Here is an 18122-nt window from a genome sequence, read left to right as displayed (position 1 = left end):
GAGACATGCGCACCGATCTTGATCATCTTCCTGCCGCCAAGCAGCGCGAGCTTGAACGCGTTGTCGAGATGATCTTCGACGAGTTTCGTGGGAGCACGGAGAATGCCACCGGTCCGCGCAAGGGCGCGCGCATTCTCAAGATCATACTGTTCGGCAGCCACGCGCGGGGCGATTGGGTCGATGCACCCTTGTCGGCGAACCAATATAAATCCGATTACGATATCCTCATCATCGTCAGCCAGAAGGAGCTGACGGATCGCGCTGCCTATTGGGCGAAGGCCGAGGAACGGCTGATCCGGGCCTATACGATCGAGAAGACGCTCCACACGCCGGTCAACTTCATCGTCCACAGCCTGCATGAGGTGAATGACGGGCTGTCGCACGGGCGCGTCTTCTTCATGGAGGTCGTGAAAGACGGCATCGCGCTATACGACGCCGACGACCGAGAATTGGCTGCGCCGAAGCCTAAAACTGCTCAGCAAGCGGTCGAGGCTGCTCGAGAGTATTTTGAAGAATGGATGCCGAGCGCGGCCGGCTTTCTCGATACGTCGAAGTATGCCCTCAGCCGCGGCAGGCTGAAGGAATCGGCCTTTCAGCTACATCAGGCAACCGAGCGGCTCTACGGATGCTTGTTGCTGACGCTAACCTTCTACACTCCGTACAACCACAATATCGCATTCCTCCGGTCGCTCGCCGAGGGGTTGGATCGCCGTCTCTACGGCATCTGGCCGGACGACACGCATCGCGATCGATCGATGTTCCAGAAGCTGAAGGAAGCCTACACCAAGGCCCGTTATTCGAAGCACTACAAGATCAGCGAAGATGAACTGACTTGGCTGGGCGAGCGCGTCGAGGAACTTGGCCGCGTCGTGCATCAGGTCTGCTCCGACAAGATCGCCGAGCTTGAGGCGGCGGCACGCAAGTAGACGCCCCCCTCGTGACTTGCCGGGACTCCCGGATTCTGGCATAATCCGCCTCACGGAATGGAACGACTGGCGGCCATTCCGGGGATAATCCTGCCAGGCATCATGTAGGTCCGGCTGCGTGTCGGACGGTTGCTGATAGCCGCACCAGCGGCCCGACAGCGAACACCGCTTGCCTATCCGCGCACAAATGCGCGGACCGCCGCGGTGCGAGCTGCAAATGACTACCCCACATTCGAACGACGTTTATGCACGCGAGGTCGTGATGGCGCGTGTCGGCCATCTCATTCGGCGCAAGCAACGAGAGATTGAGCGAATCACCCGCATATTGCGAGGCCTTTTCGACCCGTCGCAGGTTCAGCCACCCGAACCGGGACGGATCAGACGGATCATCTTGATCGGTCCCTATGCGCGGCGATCCTGGTACGAAGACAGCCGGACCATCGAATTTTCCGATTACGAATTCTGGGTCGTCGTCAATCATCCCCTCTTCACGGATGAACGGTGCTGGCGGCGCGCACGAACGACTATCGATCGGGAACTCGGCAGTCGCTGCGCCGTCGATGTCGATATCTATTCCAAGTCCGATATCCGCACGGCCAAAGCTGAACGCGATACTTTCATTCTCGACCGGATTGAAGCCGGTATCACCCTCTACCGCGCGTCGCGAGATGCGCCGCTGCCTGCGCACGGCCCTCGGGAGGAACGGTCATGATCCCCGCCGGCCCTTACCAAACTTTTGATGCATTTTATCGGGCGCAGCATGAACGACTGTTTCATTTCTTCCGGCGGAAAGTCGGGCGCGAAGAGGCGCCAGACCTTGTGCAGGAGGCATTTACCTGCGTGTTGCGAAGCGGGGCATTCGAACGGTTGGAAAATCCGCAAGGTTACCTAACGCGGACAGCCCAAAATCTTCTGATCAACCGAGCGCGGACTTGGCGTCGGAAGAAGTGCATGCTCTATCCGCTAGACGAAGCGCGCGATGCTCCAATCCACCCGCGCCAGGAATGGGGGATCGAAGCGCGGGAACTTCGAGCAGCCTACCGTCGGGCGCTCCTTGCCTTGCCGTTGAGAACCCGACGCATATTTCTCATGCATCGCCTAAAGGGCATGTCCTATCGGGAAATCGCGGAGCAACTTGGCGTCGGCGAGAAGGGCGTAGAGTACCATATGATGCGAGCATTGGCCCGATGTCGGCGGGCCGCCGTACGACCGGAATAAGCAGTCGGCTTGCTGACCGCTGTGCGCCTGAAATTGGACGCCCAAATCGATGGGTAGCAATCCCGAAAGCTGCCCTTAATTATTCGAGGGGCCGCCGCAAGCGCCTCTCGCGTAGGTTCAGAAAAAGGGCGCGATAGTCAGTCAATTGTCGTTGCGCTATGCGACGCACTGCGTTGCATGGGAGGGGAACTGTTGTGGTCGGCGAAGCCCAATTTGTGGATGATCCGCATATTGCCAGGATCGCCGAGGCACTCTGGTCTCGAGAGCCTTATGGAACCGCCGCCCTTCTCGTGGGGGCAGGCTTTAGCCGCAACGCCGTCCCCAGAGGACCGGGCGCCGGAACAATGCCCGGCTGGAACGACATCTACACGACGATGATCCACCAGCTTTATCCGGCAAGCGAGAGCGCGGGCAAAGATGCGGACAACCGCACCTGGCTACTCGGCCTGACCGGAGCGACTAGTGCTTATCTGCGGGTGGCTGAGGAGTTCGAAGCGCAATTCGGGCGCGACGCGCTGGACAAATTGATCCTTCGGCACGTCCCTGACAACGAGTTCACGCCGGGCAAACTTCACCGCATGCTGGTGGAACTGCCGTGGGCGGATATTTTGACTACGAACTGGGATACGTTGCTGGAGCGCGCCGCTGAAAAGGCCGAAGAGCGTGTCTATGAGGTTCTGCGCACGGTTGAGGAAATTCCCGAGGCGCACGCGCCCCGCATCGTGAAACTACACGGCAGTTTCCCCTCGCATCGGCCCTTCATTTTCACTGAAGAGGATTTCCGGACCTATCCTGCGCGCGCTGGCGCGTTCGTAAACCTTGCGCAACAGCTCGCCATGGAGAAAACGCTCGTTCTGCTCGGGTTTTCCGGCGACGATCCAAACTTCCTCTTCTGGTCAGGCTGGGTTCGCGACAGGCTCGGACCGAGGGCTCCTCTTATCTATCTTGTGGGCGTCCTTGACCTGACGCCGGCGAAACGAAAGATGCTTGAGAGCCGCCATATCCAGCCTATCGATCTCGCGGCGCTGCCGATGATCGGGAAATGGCCCGCCTCGCGGCAGATCGAGAGCGCGAACCAGTGGTTCCTAGAACGATTGAGGGCGGCTGAGCCCTATCCCTCGCGCCGCTGGCCCCGACCAATTGCTGGTTTCGTGCCACCGCTTGAGTTGGTTTCTGCTGCGCCCGATCCCCTGGCGCCCAAAGCTGCCCCCGCCATTGGCGGTAATCAACCTCCCATCGAGGTGGTCCGTGAACTGGTGCAGCACTGGGCGCAATTGCGCTCGGTCTATCCGGGGTGGGTTGTCCCTCCCTTCGATGCCGCCGAGCGGATATGGGCGAGTATCGATCAAAACCTGCACGAAATAGTCGTCGGTCTGCGCGCGATGGAAGAGCAGGAGCGACTGACCGCCTTGTTCGAACTCAACTGGCAGCAGGAATGCGCGCTGGCCCCGCTCGATCTGACCGTCGATGACATCGTGAGCGAGCTTCTCAGCTCGATGGCAGCGAAATATTCTTCACTGTCTCAGCAGATGGCTGGCCAATTTCGCGCGTTGGTGCTCGCGTTGATCCGTCATGCGCGCGAGGTTCGCGATTCTGCGCTGTTCGAACAATGGTCGGACTGGCTCGATGGCCGGGTGATGGACGACAGCGAGGCGCGCGACCGGCTGATCTATGAGCGTTGCTTGAAGCTCCGCGCCGATCTCGATGTCGACCGGTTGGAAGCGCTTGTGCGCTCGTGGATGGTCGAGAGCGATACATTCTGGAACGTGCGTAAGGCAGCGCTACTCTCGGAGTTGGGGCTGAACAAAGAGGCGTCCGAGATTTCAGGAACGGCACTGGCGGCGATACGCGAGCAGACATCGCGGAACGCAAAAGATATTGCCTCCTGGTCGCGCGAGAGCTTCGCGATGCTTGTTCGCAGTTCCGATCTCAACGCCAATTTCGGGCGCTGGCTGGAAACAAAGCCCGTGCGCGATCGCTTCGATCTCAGGCAGGAGGAACTCCACGCTCGGGGGTGTCCTGGGAAGAAGGATTTCTTCGAACTGGTGCAACGTCTCGCGCAAGAGCCTCCGCCATTCAAGAAGCCTTTCGAGGTCACATCCCGGTTCGACATGGGGTCAAAATACAAGACGCACCATATGGGGCGCATCGACCACCGCGAACGGCGTCTCGTAGCCTTCCAAGCCCTTCGGTTCGTCGAGGAGGCAGGCTTGCCCATCCGGATATCTTCCAGTGGCTTCGCGCTCCAAATCTATTCTGATGCTGCCCGGTGGCTAATAGACGTCGCCCCCGGCCGAGCGCTCGATGCCTTCATCATCGCCGCGCCTTCGGTGTCGAACAAGCAAATTGACGGCTTTCTCACGCGCAGCGCAGTTGCGAAGGTCGAAGCCCACGAAGCGGACAGTCAGCTCGAGCGCGCGATGAGCCTGATCGCGGCGGCCAAGGCCCGGATCGAGCGGAACGGTGACGATCGAAATCATTGGGTCGAATGCCTGAAAGCCATCTTGGAAGTGGCGTCGCGTCTGGTCCTCCGCGCCCCCGGCCGCGCTCGACAACTAACGGGCATTGCGCTCGACATTAATGGCTCGAACCTGACTACCGGCAAAATCGGTTTCGGCAGCGAGGTCAGGCATCTCGTGCGCCGTTCGATCGAGGCTGCCGAACCCGGTGATCGAGACGCGATCATCTTGTCACTTTTCGAAAGCGACGTTCCGGTCGAGAAGCCGGATGTCTATTTGGAAACCCCGGATCTCGCGAGCGAGCTGTCAGCGGACATCAGGGTAGGCGCTCCGGCGGAACGTTGGACCGACATCATTACGGCCTTGCTGGCTTCGCTGATCGACCCTCTCCGGAGAAAAGCCGCATCGAACCGTCTTCACTGGCTACTTGCCGCCAAAATTCCTTCAGATGCGCAGCGCTTGCAATGCGCCGAGGCGCTTTGGCATCCGGAATTTCTCGCGGACGGTCTTCCGGGTGGAACTGTATTTTTCCCACACGCGTTCCTTTCGTTGCCGCATCCCGACGGGGTCGATGTCCTCCCCTTGGTCGCGGCTCAGCTCTTCACGACCGCTCCGCTTACGGACGACGAAATGGCGAGCGGAGAGTTTGCGTTTGCGCTCGATCGCACGTCGTTGGCCCTCGGGAAGGATGACCTTCGCATTCAGATCGAACGGCTCCATAAATTCATTGTCGACCATGGTCCTGAGCCACGGCATCCTGAAATTTTTCGCGACAATCGTTCCGATCTCGTGGACTGTACGGCCCGCGCAGCCGCCGCCCTAGCACGTCGCGGGATTGGAATCGAAGATCTGAAAGCACCGGTGGCAGACCTCGCGGCGTTGGAAAATTATCCCTTTCGACGGGAACCGATGATCCCGGTCTTAGTCGCGGAGGGGCTAATGGACGTCGACACAGCTATTGGGCATGTGCGCCGGTTACTCGCGCAATCCGGGGAAGACGATATCGTCACCGTCGGCGTCTTCGCCGATCAACTCGTGCTATTCGGGGAATGCGAAGCGCGGCTTGAGAAAACTATTTGGACCGAATTTACGCAATCAGTGGTCGTTCGCAGGCTTGGCTCGTTGGCACGGATTTTACGCCTCATGGGCCATGTGATGCGTGTCGCACCCGAGCGGATCCCCAACAGTCTGGACGACATGCTAAGTCTTGGGTTGATGCTTATCTTGTCAGAGACAGATAGAGCCGCCCCGACAACCCATCCGGAATATGACCCTTTCATGGTCCGATTCTACGCGGCGTTTCTCGTTACGATCATGCAGGAGCGGGGACGTGGCGACGCGCCGATGCACACAGCTTGGTCCGATGCGATCAACTGCGATCCGCTGCCCGACACACGTCGCGCACGTGAAATTGCGCTTCGTATTTTGTCCGACGAGAAAGGCGCAGAGGAGGACTTTTAGGCCATCACGACCCAACGGACTGCGAAAGTTCGCGTCTTGGGATATTATCTGAAAGCTGCTGGTTCAATGCTGGCCAAATAATGTCCGAAGCGTCTTCGGGCTCCATTTCGTTGCGGCATTTTCCTGCGCTCCGAAAGGAGGCTGCGCCATACCCGTGGGTAAGCGTGGTCAGGAAACCGCCATCGATTAGCTGTCGCGGGATTTAGCGTCGGCGTAGGCGGCTTTTCCCTGCGCCCTTCGCTTGGCGAGCTTTGCCATGCGTGCGCTGATCTCGTCGGGGCTGATATCGGCGGGGTCGAAGGGTCGGCCATACCATTCGATCATGGATTTGCGTTCGGGATGACGCGGCTTGGACATGGCCTCAAGGAACTCTTCGAACCCTGGTGTGCCACCGACATCTTCGGGCGGGGCTCGCCGTTCGCCATCGACGAAGCGGGGGTAATTGGTGCCGGGAATGGTGGATGAGATCTCTTCGATCTCGATACGATGTCGCCAGTTGTCGCCGAAATCATAGGTGTAGGTGAAGCTGGTTATGCCGCGCTCGACGAGCTTGTTGATGCGCATATGGGCGGCGTCGCGGGTGCGGACCATGAAAGCATCGTCATCATCGAAGCGGATGCCATAGGCGGCATCGCCAATGTCGAACTGGAACAGATGGTAGTTCTCGAAGAGCATGCAGGCCTGGATCGCGAGGTGCAGGGTCTTGAGGCTGTTGGTAACGGGAAGTTCGACACGGCGCCAGATGGCGGGCTTCATGTCTTCGAGCGTTATGCGAATCCGGGCGATCTGATCGGTCATGCCGCCATGCATACGGACGCGGTCTGTGCTGTCCAGTTCCACGGCATGAGCTCGTCCCAGCGGGAGGCGGGCCAGCCTGAGGCGATCTTCTCGATGACATCGGCGATATAGGCCTGCGGCTCGACGCCGTTGAGCTTGGCGGTCTCGATGACGGAGTAGATGGCGGCGGCGCGTTCGCCGCCGGCCTTCGATCCGGCGAACAGCCAGTTCTTGCGCCCGATCGCGATCGATCGGATGGCGCGCTCGGCGATATTGTTGTCGATCTCCGCCATGCCCTCGCCCGTGTAGCGGGTCAGCGCATCCCAGCGCTTGCGGCCATAGGCGAGCGCCTTTGCCATCGCCGACTTGGGCGACAGGCGGCGCAGGGCGTCGTCGATCGCGCCGCGAAGCGCGTCGATCTGCGGCCTGGCCTGCTCTTGTCGATGTCGGCGCCGGACATCGGGCGGCTGGCCGCGCACCTCCTCTTCGATCCGGTAAAGCCCGGCGATACGATCGAGCAGGTCGGTGGTGAGTGGCGTCGGACTCGTCTGGTGGCACTCGAAGATCTTGCGGCGGAAGTGCGCCCAGCAGGCGACCTCCTGGATGCGACCTCCCTCGTACAGCTTCTCATATCCGGCATAGCCGTCGGCTTGGAGGAGGCCGGTGAACGGCCCCAGCTCGCTCTGTGGATGGATGCCGCTGCGATCGGGAGTGAACCGATACCAGGCGAGCGCCGGGGTGGCGGCGCCCGATGCGCGGTCATCGACGACATAGGCCCAGAGCCGCGCCTGCGCGGTGCGGCCCTTGCCCGGCACGAGCATCGGCACCGGCGTGTCGTCGGTGTGGAGCTTGGCGGCCTTCAGCCCTTCCTCGCGGATCCGGCTGACGATGGGGTCGAGCAGGTGCGCGGCCTGGCCCGCCCAGCCGGCGAGGGTTGAACGATCGATGTCGATGCCCTGCGCCGCCATCATCTCTGCCTGGCGATAGAGGGGGAGATGGTGATCGAACTTGTGGACGACGACATGGGCGAGCGTCGCGAAGCTGGCCTTGCCACGTGCTATGGCCTTCACCGGCGCCGGTGCCTGGACAATCCTGTCGCAGGCGCGGCAGCTATACTTGGGCCGCACGGTGCGGATGACGCGCCACTGGACCGGGGCAATATCGAGCTGCTCATCACTGTCGTCGCCAAGCGGGCGCAGCGCGCCGCCGCAATCGGGACAGGTGCAGCTGCCGGCCTCGGGCTCGATCCGCCGTTCCGCGCGCGGCAGATGATCGGGCAATGCGCGCACCGGCGATACCCGTTCGGCGGGTGCCCGCTCACTCGTCCGGCTGTCGGCGACCTCAGCCTCGCCTTCGAGTTCTTCGAGGGCCAGCTCGAGCTGCTCGATCTGGAGCGCGAGCTTCTCCGAGGACTGGCCGAAGGTCATGCGGCGAAGCTGCGCGAGCTGGTGGCGGAGGGTGTCGATCAGCGTATCGCGCGCCGCCAAAGCGGCTTCGAGCTCGGCGATCCGGGCGTCCTTGTCGATGCTGGAAGAGGCTGGTTCCGACACGCGGAACATCTAGCAAAAGTGGCTCCGCGATGCCAGTAAAACCCTCACTAATCCGCCACTTTTTACCCTGCGAGCAAGGGCGCCGCGGTGCGTTCGGGACGCCGCCAGTCAATGCCTTCGAGCAGCATCGAAAGCTGCGCCGCGGTGAGGCTGACCTTGCCCGCCTTGGTGATCGGCCAGACGAACCGGCCACGGTCCATGCGCTTCGAGAAGAGGCACAGGCCCTGGCCATCATACCAGAGCAGCTTGACCAGATCGCCGCGCTTGCCGCGGAACGCGAACAGCGCGCCCGAGTGCGGACTCTTCTCCAGCACCTGCTGCACTAGCACCGCGAGGCCGTCGAACCCCTTGCGCATATCGGTGGCGCCGCAGGCCAGATATATCCGTGTCGTCGGCGGTAACGGGATCATCGGGCAAGGACGGACATCACCCGTGCCAGCGCATCGGCATCGACCGCCGCGTCGACGGTGAGCCGCACGCCTGACGGCAGCTCGATCCCGATCTGGCCGCTGCCTGCCGTTGCCGGGGCCGGAACGGACACCTCCACCTCGGCGAACGAGGGTGCCGGCGTGCGCTTCGCTCCCGTCAGATCGCCAGCCAGGGCCTGTCGGCGCCACGTATAGAGCAGCCCGCTGCCGACCGCGTGCCGCTGGCATGTCGCCGAGACCGAGCCGTCGGGGCCAAATGCCTCGCGCAGGATCGACAGCTTCTGATCCACCGACCAACGGCGACGGCCGCCAACGACCGCGATCCGACTGCTCATACGATCACTCATATGACCAGTCACAAGAGCACTCGCTCCCGCCGCTCCGATATCCTCGCTCATCACCGCTCCTCGCAAAGAGCGGCTATCAGCACCCCGGAACGCCGTCCCGCAAGGCGGCCTTCACACCACGGTTACACCCGTGGACACCCGGGCGGCGACACAAATTGCCCACAAACGTCTGGGCTATTTTCTCTCCGGTAACACCTGATGCCGTGGAGCATTCTGGACGAACTCGACTTTCAAATCATCATGGTTACGCTTGTCTTGCCAGCTCATCGATACCCAGCTCTCGGAAGCCGGATGCCTGATTTCAATTCGGCTTGGCCGATACTTGGCTGTCGCGAGGAGCGGATATTTCTCGGTATCGAGTTTTTCGAGCAGGAGCAGAAACATGAAGCCCAGGATGCCGACCTGTAGAGCGACAATTTCTTCCGCTTCATTTAACCATGGCACGAGCTGAAACCGTGAATGATTCACTATCATGTCGCCTTCGCTCATGAGGCAATAAAGGCCGGCTCCGTCGGGCCATGCCGCCGGATCATCGAGCATGGTCACCAGCATGCGATCCTGTGTGAAGACACCTGATAATTTTTCGTTGCCCCGGGCGAGATTGCCGGACACTGCAAGCGCTTTCGCTGTCTTCAGCAGCCAAACCTCTATGTCGTGTCCCGAAACTAAGGCCATGCGGGGTTCTCCAGCGTCCACCTCAAGATAATTCTTTAGCGAAGCGAAGAAGTGACGCGCCGCACTGTCGATCGGACTGAGGGCGCTATTATGTTTCGTGCACAGACAATTGGCTCTGAGGCTCTGCGCACCCAGTATCTTTTCTTCACCCTTGTCGAGCCAAGGCACGCCCGAGATCGAAAAACCGCCGTCTCCCTGCAAGACCTCGATTACGGATTCCGAGATGAGATGCTCGCCAGATATTGGCCCGATGCAGGACCCCAGTTCCTTCATATAACAACGCTCGACCGTTGAGGCTGCTGGCAGCATGCGAAGCCCGAGGACGCATGCCGGCCGATGCCATCGGCGACCGTCAAAACAGCAGTCGCGGCCAGCATTTGCCGATCCGCAGGGGCAAGGCCGGCCCACCACGATTTCGCGCTTCCGCCTCGCTTCTCCCATAGCGATATCCCTCAAACGATCGACCCGTGCTGCGATCCTGCGACGGCGTTCGATTATTCTTGAGCTCGAATATTGGAGCGCGAGACGAACTACCAGAGTTAAACGAGCTGGACCGGCTGACTATAGCTGTGAGTTGTGGAAGCCCGTCCGCCAGACTAGACCATACCCATGGCAGGGGGCATTTTTAATTTTTACCGCAATTGCGCGCGGCGCGCCTTCACCGGCTGGTTCAAACGGGTGGAGGGCTGGGCGAGCACCGTAGCCCTGCTCGTTGCCATCATCCTGCTTTTTGTCACGCTGCCGGCCTCGATTGAAGCCGCGCTGAAAGATGCGCCCACATGGTTCTTTCTCGCTGTGTTTGTGGGCCTCGTCGTCTTCCGTCTCATCCTTGCGCCTTATCAGCTTTTCAGCGACGAGCACGCCGCTCGTGAAGCGATCGAACGGGCGAGGCGACCTTTGCTCGAGTTGGCCTTGCCGGACCCGCCACTGATTCAGTCGGTCCATCTCCAAGGAAATACGTCTGAATCTCTCGGCGGCACGCGTCAAACGACAGTCACGGGCTGGGAACTCGATGTCGCCGCGCTGACCTGCTTCAACGCTGGCGAGCAGGTCGCTGAAGAATGCCGCGCGCGATTGATGTCGGTAATGAAAATCGCCATCGCGGGCGAGGAGCATCTTCGCGTGATTACGCCGGTACTGCTCCCGTGGGAAAAAGAAGACCCCGAAACACATCTGGTAACTGACATCGCCCCCAGCGAAACGCGGCGCATCTGGATCGGAGGCGTTCGCGGAAGCGGTCATATCTGGCTTTTCCGCTCTGCGAAAAGCTTGCCGCTCGAACATCAGCAATTACTCGGAGAACCCGGTACCTATCGTCTGCTCATTCAGGTCGATGGCAAGAATATTCCGCCGCAACAGATCGAACTCGAGATCATTGCCGAGGCAGGGGAGCGTCCTGCGAATGGCATTCAGCGAGGCAAGGCCGAGGTTTCGGTTCGCGGGCGCGGAGCTCCGAGAATCGGAGAGTCAGTAGCGGCATGACGAATATGCATGTCGATACCCGGCTTCGTCCGACCCGCTTCGGCTTTCTGGTCGTGCCGAGTGACAGGGCGGCGCTTGCAACGATTTTTGAGATATCTACCTGTTTATGGGGCGGGAAATATAATCCAATCATTCCTGTCTTTGCGAGCCGCCCCGTCTGGTGGGACCGAGGTGGGCCGCGGATCGAAAATGCCGAGCAGATCATCAACGGATATCTCGACTATTTCGAGCCCGATATCCTCGTCGAAACTCGCCCGGGGCAAGCGGAAGGGATGGGTTATGCCAGCGAACGTGTCATCACGTTGCAGGATGTGGCGCCCCCGTCGAAACAGGCAAGAAACGCTTGGATTGAAACATCCGGCCTCGATGTCGGTCCGCTATACCGTCACCTCTATGAACGCGAGTTTCAGTTTGCGAGGAACCGTCCCGTAAAAGTGGTGAGGATTTCGCCGGAGCAGCCCTCTCTTGCCAATTTAGTTGGCTGCCTGTTCGGCGCTTTTCCGCAGGACGGCGCCTTCAACGAGCTTGAGCACGCTTTCGATGAAGTATTTGCACCCGATCACATTATCCTCTCTGGCGATACCGCGGCCGACCTCATCGCCAACAATTGGCTGAATCCGCTACGCATCACGCATGACGGGCTCGAGGTGGAATATTGTCATCGCATCGATCCCCGTGTGTTCGTGTTCGATGGCACCCATTCAGGGGATCTCATCGACTATTGGAATCTCCGTGCAGGCGTCCAGCCCGTCGTACCCATACCTATCCAGTACGCATCCGAACTCGGGTCGTTCGTCCGTGAGTTTGTCAAACTCAACTACCGGCCGCTTCCGGGAAATTCCAATGGAGTGATGATCCACCCAACGGTCATGTTCGGGCGCTCGATCGCAACCGAGGCGATCGAGCCATTGTTCGAGAAACATTTCAGAGTCGACATCGAGGGAGCGAATTGCGTCCAGCCTTGGTACCCGGCCTTCTGGAGACCGACGTCGGATATCATGGTCAGTCCAACCCGACCTAAGCTTACGGCAGCCGAAGCAAGCCACAGCCTTCCGCTTGACGAAGAATCGCCAGCGTTGCAGTTCGACATGCTGAAGCATCCCTTTGCGGACAGGTTTGGCGGTCAGGCGCGCTGGGCCAACGTCGTGAAGTTATCCGACTGGTCACGTGACGGGCGCGTGGCAACGACCTATCCCGAGGAGTATCGTGAATCCCGGCGCCCCAATTTCGGCGGCGGGCTAGGCAAGATTCGTTCGACGAGCGAAGGCTTTGTGGAACTCGCGGATTATGTCCTCAGCCGGCATTACTGGCAACTTGAGTCCAACGCATCTGCGATTACCACTTGGCTCGCTGATCGGAATATCAAGACGGTTCTTTCAGATTCAGGCCGCGCCACCCAACAGATCGTCCAGACGCTTGGAGGACTTCATCGCGTCTCCTCGATCGCAAATCCGGCAATCGTGCAGTTCCTCGAAAAAATCAGCCGAAGGCCGATTTCGAAAAGCATGGAACATAATCAGTTTCGTAATCGCATCGCCCAAGCGGTTAAAGGCAATCTTTGGAACCGCGATGCCGTGCGGACACTGATCGAGCAGAATGCGGTCGAACTCGGGCTGGAGGTCCGCTGTGATAAGTGCGGAAGCTGGAGTTGGTACCAACTGTCGGGATTAGACACGGCATTGAAATGCGGCCTCTGCCTCAAGACATTCGCATTTCCAGCGATCGATCCCACCGGGAGTGATCGGGCCCGTTGGGCGTATCGGCTCATTGGACCATTCGCGCAGCCGAACTACGCGCAGGGCGGATATGCCGCGGCGCTTTCGATTCGTCTTTTCGCGGAACTCCTCGAAAGTGGTCCCAACCAGAGCCTGACATGGTGCGCGGGGCAGGAGATGAGTTTTCCCAACGGTCCGAAGATCGAGGCAGATTTCATCCTCTGGTATCGGCGCCGCGAGATTTTTGGAAATACTCCGCGCACTCAACTCGTGTTTGGCGAAGCCAAAAGCTTCGGCAAGGAATGTTTCGGGGCGGACGATGTGGCGCGAATGAAAGCCCTCTCGCTTGCGTTTCCGGGAGCGATTCTGGTTTTTGCGACGATGAAGCCGGCGAGTGAGCTGTCGCGCGACGAGATCAAGCGTTTGTCATCGCTCGCGCTTTGGGGGCGTCATTATGAGCGCCAACGGCGCCAGTCGCGCGCGCCGGTTATCATTCTGACGGGAACCGAACTATTCTCGGATTATGCGGTCAGCAAAAGCTGGGAAAAGTTTGGCGGCCGCCATGCCGAATTCGTGAAGCCCGCCTATGTCCGACTGGCCAATCTACGCGTTCTCGCCGATTTGACGCAACAACTCTATCTTGGGCTCGAGCCGTATCACAACACTGAGCGGCGAAAGTGGGCGCGCCGGTCGCGGGAAAAAGGGGGCTCCCAAGCTTAAGGGCTGGGTGCGCACGGGCGTGTGTGCTCGGTTTCTGTTCCCAAATGCGCGGAGAGGCGACAATCCGAGCTTCAGGCTCGCCGTTTAGATGAGAGTCTGCTTTTGCCAATTTGTGGATAAACGTCGGCAGTCAACTAGCGGCCAGAGTTCGTTCGCTGCCAAAGAGCGGGCGGACATCGGGCGAATCTGGTAGCAAGCCCCCATGATCAAACTGGAAATACCGACACTTGAAGATGCGTTGGTGGGCGCGATCGCCGAGCAGGCCGACTGGATTGTCGCCAATCTCGAAACTGCAATCAGCTGGCCGGTTTCCTATCAAATGCAGGAGTACGGCGGACGGACCTTCTTCATCATACCGCTGACGAAGGATCGCTGCCCGGCGGTGGCGTTGAAGCGCGGCGACGACTCCTTGCAGCAATGCCGTTCGGCGCTGCTGCGTTTTCTGAGCGCCATGTCGTGGAGCCAGAGTGCGGGGGCAATTGTCCTGTCGTTCGGCAACGACAGGCTACCGAGACCGCAGCGCCGGGGCGGCGATTTCGGGCTCAGCATCACCGCCGATCTCAATCTCACCTATCTTCCCGAGCCCGCCAATGAACGGCAGGCGCTCGGGCTCGCGCTTATGCGCGAGGGGCGCGGTCTCAATCATCCCGCTTACGCCTTTCTGTCCTTTTTCCGCGTTCTCGAAGTGGCGTTTCGGGAAGGCAAAGACCAAAAGAAATGGGTCGCCGACAATATCGCGCAGATCGCCGATCATAGCGGACAGCGCGCCCTGGCGAGGCTGGCGGAAGCGGGGATCGAAGATGTCGGGACCCATCTCTACAAATCGGGGCGAATGGCGATCGCCCATGCCCGTGCCGACCCGGTCATCAATCCCGACGATGCGTCGGCCTATGACCGCATCGCGAGTGAATTGCCGATCCTGCGCAGTCTGGCGGAGCTCGCGATCGAGCGAATCCTCGGGATCAAAACCCGGTCGACTATCTACAGCGAGCATCTGTACGAGCTCGCCGGTTTCAAACAGCGAATTGGTGCAGATCTGGTCGCCGCCATCATCGCCGACACGCTCCCCGAGGGCGGCGGGATCGATATCCCCAGAATTGACATCGAGATCCGGCGACGCGAGCCCTACGCCCCGCTGAAAGCGATGGTCCCGGTCGGCGCGTCGATCGAGGCGGGTATACTCGATCTTAATTTCCAGTCGCCCGACGGTCTCGTTACGATTCATATCGGCCTCGACTTCATCCAAGAGCGGCTTCGGTTCGCGTGGGATACCGGTATTAGTGGTATCGACGACGGCACATCCGCCGCCGCAGAAAATGGCGCCGAGGTTGTCCGCTTCATCCTCGAATATATCGGAAACGGCGAGCTCCATTTCTACGACAGCGATAGCCGCGACCTGCTGGGCCGCGTGGAGGCATTCCTTCCGGTCAACTATATGGCCAATCATGAGGGGCTCGAGGCCCGCATCGCGCACTGGAAGAGCGAATCTGCGCGGCGGCGCGAAGGCGAGTCATAGTCGGGCAAGGCGGGAGGTCCAACGCCTGGTAATGCGACGTCTGAACGCTTTGTCCGCTTACTTGCGCTTGACGATCTCGACCTCGGAGCCTTCGACACCGACGCGGTAGACCTGTCCGTCGGCTTCGATGTCGAAGACATGCCGGATGAAGGCGAGAAAGAGCGTATCGGTCGTGCCGCTCGGCGTATCGCCGATGTCGAAGGCCGCAAGATCGTCGGCCTCGCCCATATTGCCGATGCCATAGCCGAGCATTTTCAAGGTCGCCGGGGTATCGCCACGTTCCTTCATCACCTCTTCGACCGCGAGGATCGCAGCGCCGTTGCGGTTGAGGCGGATGCTGCGCTTTCTATAGCCGCTGAGCAGCTTTGCCTTCTCGACCCACCAGTTCCAGCTGTCTTCGAGATTCTTGCCCGCATAGAAGGTGGCGAGGGCAGCTGCGCCGATTGCTTCCGCATTATCGGCAAGAAATGTGATGAAGGCCGGGAGGCTCACGCTCGGGCCGACATCGCCCTCTTGGAAAGAGACACCATATTCGCGCTCAAGACCGAGGCGAAACTGCTCGCGTCGATCATCCCAGTTGTCGCCATCTTCGAAATAGGTTTCGTCGACCACGGCGATCTGGATGTCAGAATCGGATTCTGTTCTCTGCATGGGCAAGATGTAGGTCAGATATTCTGGCTGGCCAATGTCGGATGCATCCGGAAGGGCGCCATCATTCTGAAGAAGGGCCGCGGGCATCGGGGCGTACGGCCGCAGGTCGATCTCGCGCGCGCCATCGCTCGACGCGAATCTCACGCTGACACGGAGGTCTTCCTTGCTACCTATGGCCCAGCGGTTCTGGACACTCCGGTCAAAAATCCGGCTTGGCAATTCGGGCACGGCGCCGTCAGCTTGCTGCGCCTGAATGAACGAAAATTAGCCCTCGGAAATCAGATTTGGATTGCTCTTCGCGGGATATGGGTGGTTCGCCCGGATGTCGGCTTTCGCCGGTGCTGCTTCCAAAACCAGACAGCCTGCAGACGGCCATCAGCGATAAATCGCAGCATGGGATATGACGGCCACTGACCGATCCTCTCGAACCTGATCTTCAAGAGTGGCCCCATCGTTCTGGGCCGTTGAACGATGGAATTGAGTCATTGTAACCCGGCGGAGAAGTATTTGGATAATGGACCAATTGCCTGCTCGCCGGCAAACGCCCGAAATGGATAGCCTGGTTTGAAGCTGCCAGGTGGCGGCCGCGCGGGCGAGTGCGGCATCCTGTTCGAGGGTCCCGCCAGATACCGATGTCCACGTAGGCGCCATCGCGCATTTGTGCGATCTCCCATCAGGACGGGCCGTTGATCAAGGCACTTCAAAGAGAATCTACCGCGATACCCCGATGTCACCCGACGAAAAGCCAGGATCGGCATCGGCCGAATGCTTGGCGAATTCAATGCGGGCGATCGCGCGTTCGTGGACCTCGTCGGGACCATCGGCGAGCCGCAGCGTGCGCTGGCCGGCATACATTTCGGCGAGGCCGAAATCCTCCGACACGCCGGCGCCGCCATGCGCCTGGATCGCATCGTCGATGATCTTCAGCGCCATGTTCGGCGCCTGTACCTTGATCATCGCGATCTCGGCCGCGGCGGACTTGTTGCCGACCTTGTCCATCATGTCGGCCGCCTTCAGGCAGAGCAGGCGCGTCATTTCGATGTCGATGCGGGCGCGGGCGAGGCGATGTTCCCAGATACTGTATTCGGCGACCTTGCGGCCGAAGGCGACGCGCGACTGGAGGCGCTTCGCCATCTTGGCGATTGCTTCCTCGGCGACCCCGATGGTGCGCATGCAATGGTGGATGCGGCCCGGCCCGAGGCGGCCCTGCGCGATCTCGAAGCCGCGGCCTTCGCCGAGCAGCATCGCTTCCTCGGCGTTGACGCGGACGTCCTTCAGCTCGATTTCCATATGACCGTGCGGCGCATCGTCATAACCGAAGACGGGCAGGTGGCGCAGGATGTTCACGCCGGGGGCGTTCAGCGGCATCAGCACCATCGACTGCTGCGCGTGGCGCTTGGCGGCGAAATCGGTCTTGCCCATCACGATCGCGACTTCGCAGCGCGGATCGCCGGCGCCCGACGACCACCATTTGGTGCCGTTGATGACATAGTCGTCGCCGTCTCGCTCGATGCGCGTTTCGATGTTGGTCGCGTCGGACGAGGCGACGCGCGGCTCGGTCATCAGAAAGGCCGAACGGATCTGGCCGTTCATCAGCCGGCCGAGATATTTTTCCTTCTGCGCGCGCGTGCCGTAACGGTGGAACACTTCCATATTGCCGGTGTCGGGCGCCGAGCAGTTGAACACCTCGCTCGCAAAACCGACGCGGCCCATTTCCTCGGCGCACAGCGCATATTCGAGGTTGGAAAGGCCGGGTCCCTCGAACTCGAACGTCTCGTCGACATGATGATGCGCGGCCGACTTGGGCGGCATGAACAGGTTCCAGATGCCCGCGGCCTTGGCTTCGGCCTTCAGATCCTCGACGACCTGAATGACTTTCCAGCGATCGCCCGCGGCGTCCTGTTCCTTGTAAGTCGGGATAGCGGGTCGTATCTTGCGCTCGACGAACTCGCGTACACGGCCCTGCCAGTGCTGCTGCCGTTCGGTAAGGTCGAAATCCATCTCTGCATCTACCCTTTGATATTTTCCTGAACTGCAGGACGGTTTCGTCGGCAGTAGGCATTTGGAAATGGAGAATTCGCGGGAACACTCCTGACCGGCTCACTTTCAAGCCGCCAGGGCTGTACCGTTCAAAGCCCGATAAAGCCCTGTCAAAATCCATTTGAGCGACCCGATAGGCTCAGCGCCCGGATCCGCG

General features: G+C 60.2%; 15 protein-coding genes. 8 read left to right on the top strand and 7 right to left on the bottom strand.

The genetic code is table 11. From position 1 onward, the window contains the following. Positions 1–5: 5 nt before the first annotated feature. From NP825_RS20410 to NP825_RS20395, 4 genes are all read left to right on the top strand, one after another. Positions 6–926 carry a nucleotidyltransferase and HEPN domain-containing protein gene (locus tag NP825_RS20410; protein WP_257547158.1) on the top strand — a complete coding sequence of 307 codons (921 nt, stop codon included), beginning with the start codon at positions 6–8 and terminating at the stop codon, positions 924–926. Positions 927–1188: 262 nt separating this feature from the next. After that, the gene (locus NP825_RS20405) at positions 1189–1638 is read left to right on the top strand and encodes a hypothetical protein (RefSeq protein ID WP_257547156.1); all 450 of its coding nucleotides are present in this window, start codon (positions 1189–1191) and stop codon (positions 1636–1638) included. Beyond that, complete coding sequence (locus NP825_RS20400; protein ID WP_257547154.1) at positions 1635–2144, top strand: RNA polymerase sigma factor; 510 nt, start codon at positions 1635–1637, stop codon at positions 2142–2144. The genes NP825_RS20405 and NP825_RS20400 overlap by 4 nt, the downstream gene beginning before the upstream one ends. 194 nt (positions 2145–2338) lie before the next feature. Beyond that, on the top strand, positions 2339–6064 hold the full coding sequence (locus NP825_RS20395; RefSeq protein WP_257547152.1) for an SIR2 family protein: 3726 nt from the start codon (positions 2339–2341) through the stop codon (positions 6062–6064). 186 nt (positions 6065–6250) lie between these two features. Here NP825_RS20395 and NP825_RS20390 read toward each other — a convergent pair whose 3' ends face one another. The 5 genes from NP825_RS20390 to NP825_RS20370 form a co-directional block, all read right to left on the bottom strand. Next, a complete protein-coding gene (locus NP825_RS20390; protein WP_037513771.1) occupies positions 6251–6862 on the bottom strand; it encodes a plasmid pRiA4b ORF-3 family protein in 612 nt (203 codons plus the stop codon). Further along, on the bottom strand, positions 6859–8400 hold the full coding sequence (locus NP825_RS20385; RefSeq protein WP_257547146.1) for an IS66 family transposase: 1542 nt from the start codon (positions 8398–8400) through the stop codon (positions 6859–6861). The genes NP825_RS20390 and NP825_RS20385 overlap by 4 nt, the downstream gene beginning before the upstream one ends. A 53-nt stretch (positions 8401–8453) precedes the next feature. Further along, positions 8454–8801, bottom strand: a complete 348-nt coding sequence (gene tnpB, locus NP825_RS20380) for an IS66 family insertion sequence element accessory protein TnpB (protein ID WP_006963110.1) — start codon at positions 8799–8801, stop codon at positions 8454–8456. Beyond that, positions 8798–9217, bottom strand: a complete 420-nt coding sequence (locus NP825_RS20375; protein ID WP_037555256.1) for a transposase — start codon at positions 9215–9217, stop codon at positions 8798–8800. Before NP825_RS20375 ends, tnpB begins: the two co-directional genes overlap by 4 nt. A gap of 123 nt (positions 9218–9340) precedes the next feature. Next, positions 9341–10114 carry a hypothetical protein gene (locus NP825_RS20370; RefSeq protein WP_257547137.1) on the bottom strand — a complete coding sequence of 258 codons (774 nt, stop codon included), beginning with the start codon at positions 10112–10114 and terminating at the stop codon, positions 9341–9343. Between the two features lie 336 nt (positions 10115–10450). Here NP825_RS20370 and NP825_RS20365 point away from each other — a divergent pair, with 336 nt between their 5' ends. The 3 genes from NP825_RS20365 (at position 10451) to mauJ (ending at position 15274) form a co-directional block, all read left to right on the top strand. Then, a complete protein-coding gene (locus NP825_RS20365; RefSeq protein WP_257547135.1) occupies positions 10451–11323 on the top strand; it encodes a hypothetical protein in 873 nt (290 codons plus the stop codon). Continuing rightward, on the top strand, positions 11320–13758 hold the full coding sequence (locus NP825_RS20360; RefSeq protein WP_257547133.1) for a hypothetical protein: 2439 nt from the start codon (positions 11320–11322) through the stop codon (positions 13756–13758). Before NP825_RS20365 ends, NP825_RS20360 begins: the two co-directional genes overlap by 4 nt. A gap of 202 nt (positions 13759–13960) precedes the next feature. Continuing rightward, positions 13961–15274: a methylamine utilization protein MauJ gene (gene mauJ / locus NP825_RS20355; protein WP_257547131.1), complete on the top strand. Its 1314-nt coding sequence runs from the start codon at positions 13961–13963 to the stop codon at positions 15272–15274. 57 nt (positions 15275–15331) lie between these two features. Here mauJ and NP825_RS20350 read toward each other — a convergent pair whose 3' ends face one another. Continuing rightward, positions 15332–15766: a hypothetical protein gene (locus NP825_RS20350; protein WP_257547129.1), complete on the bottom strand. Its 435-nt coding sequence runs from the start codon at positions 15764–15766 to the stop codon at positions 15332–15334. A 21-nt stretch (positions 15767–15787) separates the two neighbouring features. Between NP825_RS20350 and NP825_RS20345 the strand changes: the two genes are divergently transcribed. Then, positions 15788–16339: a hypothetical protein gene (locus NP825_RS20345; RefSeq protein ID WP_257547126.1), complete on the top strand. Its 552-nt coding sequence runs from the start codon at positions 15788–15790 to the stop codon at positions 16337–16339. A 297-nt stretch (positions 16340–16636) separates the two neighbouring features. Here NP825_RS20345 and NP825_RS20340 read toward each other — a convergent pair whose 3' ends face one another. After that, entirely contained in the window at positions 16637–17926 is a 1290-nt protein-coding gene (locus NP825_RS20340; RefSeq protein WP_257547124.1) for an acyl-CoA dehydrogenase family protein, read from the bottom strand. Positions 17927–18122: the final 196 nt, after the last annotated feature.

The sequence above is a fragment of the Sphingopyxis sp. DBS4 genome, assembly GCF_024628865.1.
In the GTDB taxonomy this organism is placed as follows: domain Bacteria; phylum Pseudomonadota; class Alphaproteobacteria; order Sphingomonadales; family Sphingomonadaceae; genus Sphingopyxis.
The sequence above is the reverse complement of the archived record's forward strand: the minus strand, read 5'-3'. Positions and strand labels throughout refer to the sequence as shown.

Excerpts from the sequence above, each read along its gene's own strand:
- NP825_RS20410 (WP_257547158.1), top strand. The coding sequence starts at position 6 with ATGCGCACCGATCTTGATCATCTTCCTGCCGCCAAGCAGCGCGAGCTT.
- NP825_RS20405 (WP_257547156.1), top strand. The coding sequence starts at position 1,189 with ATGGCGCGTGTCGGCCATCTCATTCGGCGCAAGCAACGAGAGATTGAG.
- NP825_RS20400 (WP_257547154.1), top strand. The coding sequence starts at position 1,635 with ATGATCCCCGCCGGCCCTTACCAAACTTTTGATGCATTTTATCGGGCG.
- NP825_RS20390 (WP_037513771.1), bottom strand. The coding sequence starts at position 6,862 with ATGACCGATCAGATCGCCCGGATTCGCATAACGCTCGAAGACATGAAG.
- NP825_RS20385 (WP_257547146.1), bottom strand. The coding sequence starts at position 8,400 with ATGTTCCGCGTGTCGGAACCAGCCTCTTCCAGCATCGACAAGGACGCC.
- tnpB (WP_006963110.1), bottom strand. The coding sequence starts at position 8,801 with ATGATCCCGTTACCGCCGACGACACGGATATATCTGGCCTGCGGCGCC.
- NP825_RS20375 (WP_037555256.1), bottom strand. The coding sequence starts at position 9,217 with ATGAGCGAGGATATCGGAGCGGCGGGAGCGAGTGCTCTTGTGACTGGT.
- NP825_RS20370 (WP_257547137.1), bottom strand. The coding sequence starts at position 10,114 with ATGAAGGAACTGGGGTCCTGCATCGGGCCAATATCTGGCGAGCATCTC.
- NP825_RS20365 (WP_257547135.1), top strand. The coding sequence starts at position 10,451 with ATGGCAGGGGGCATTTTTAATTTTTACCGCAATTGCGCGCGGCGCGCC.
- NP825_RS20360 (WP_257547133.1), top strand. The coding sequence starts at position 11,320 with ATGACGAATATGCATGTCGATACCCGGCTTCGTCCGACCCGCTTCGGC.
- mauJ (WP_257547131.1), top strand. The coding sequence starts at position 13,961 with ATGATCAAACTGGAAATACCGACACTTGAAGATGCGTTGGTGGGCGCG.
- NP825_RS20340 (WP_257547124.1), bottom strand. The coding sequence starts at position 17,926 with ATGGATTTCGACCTTACCGAACGGCAGCAGCACTGGCAGGGCCGTGTA.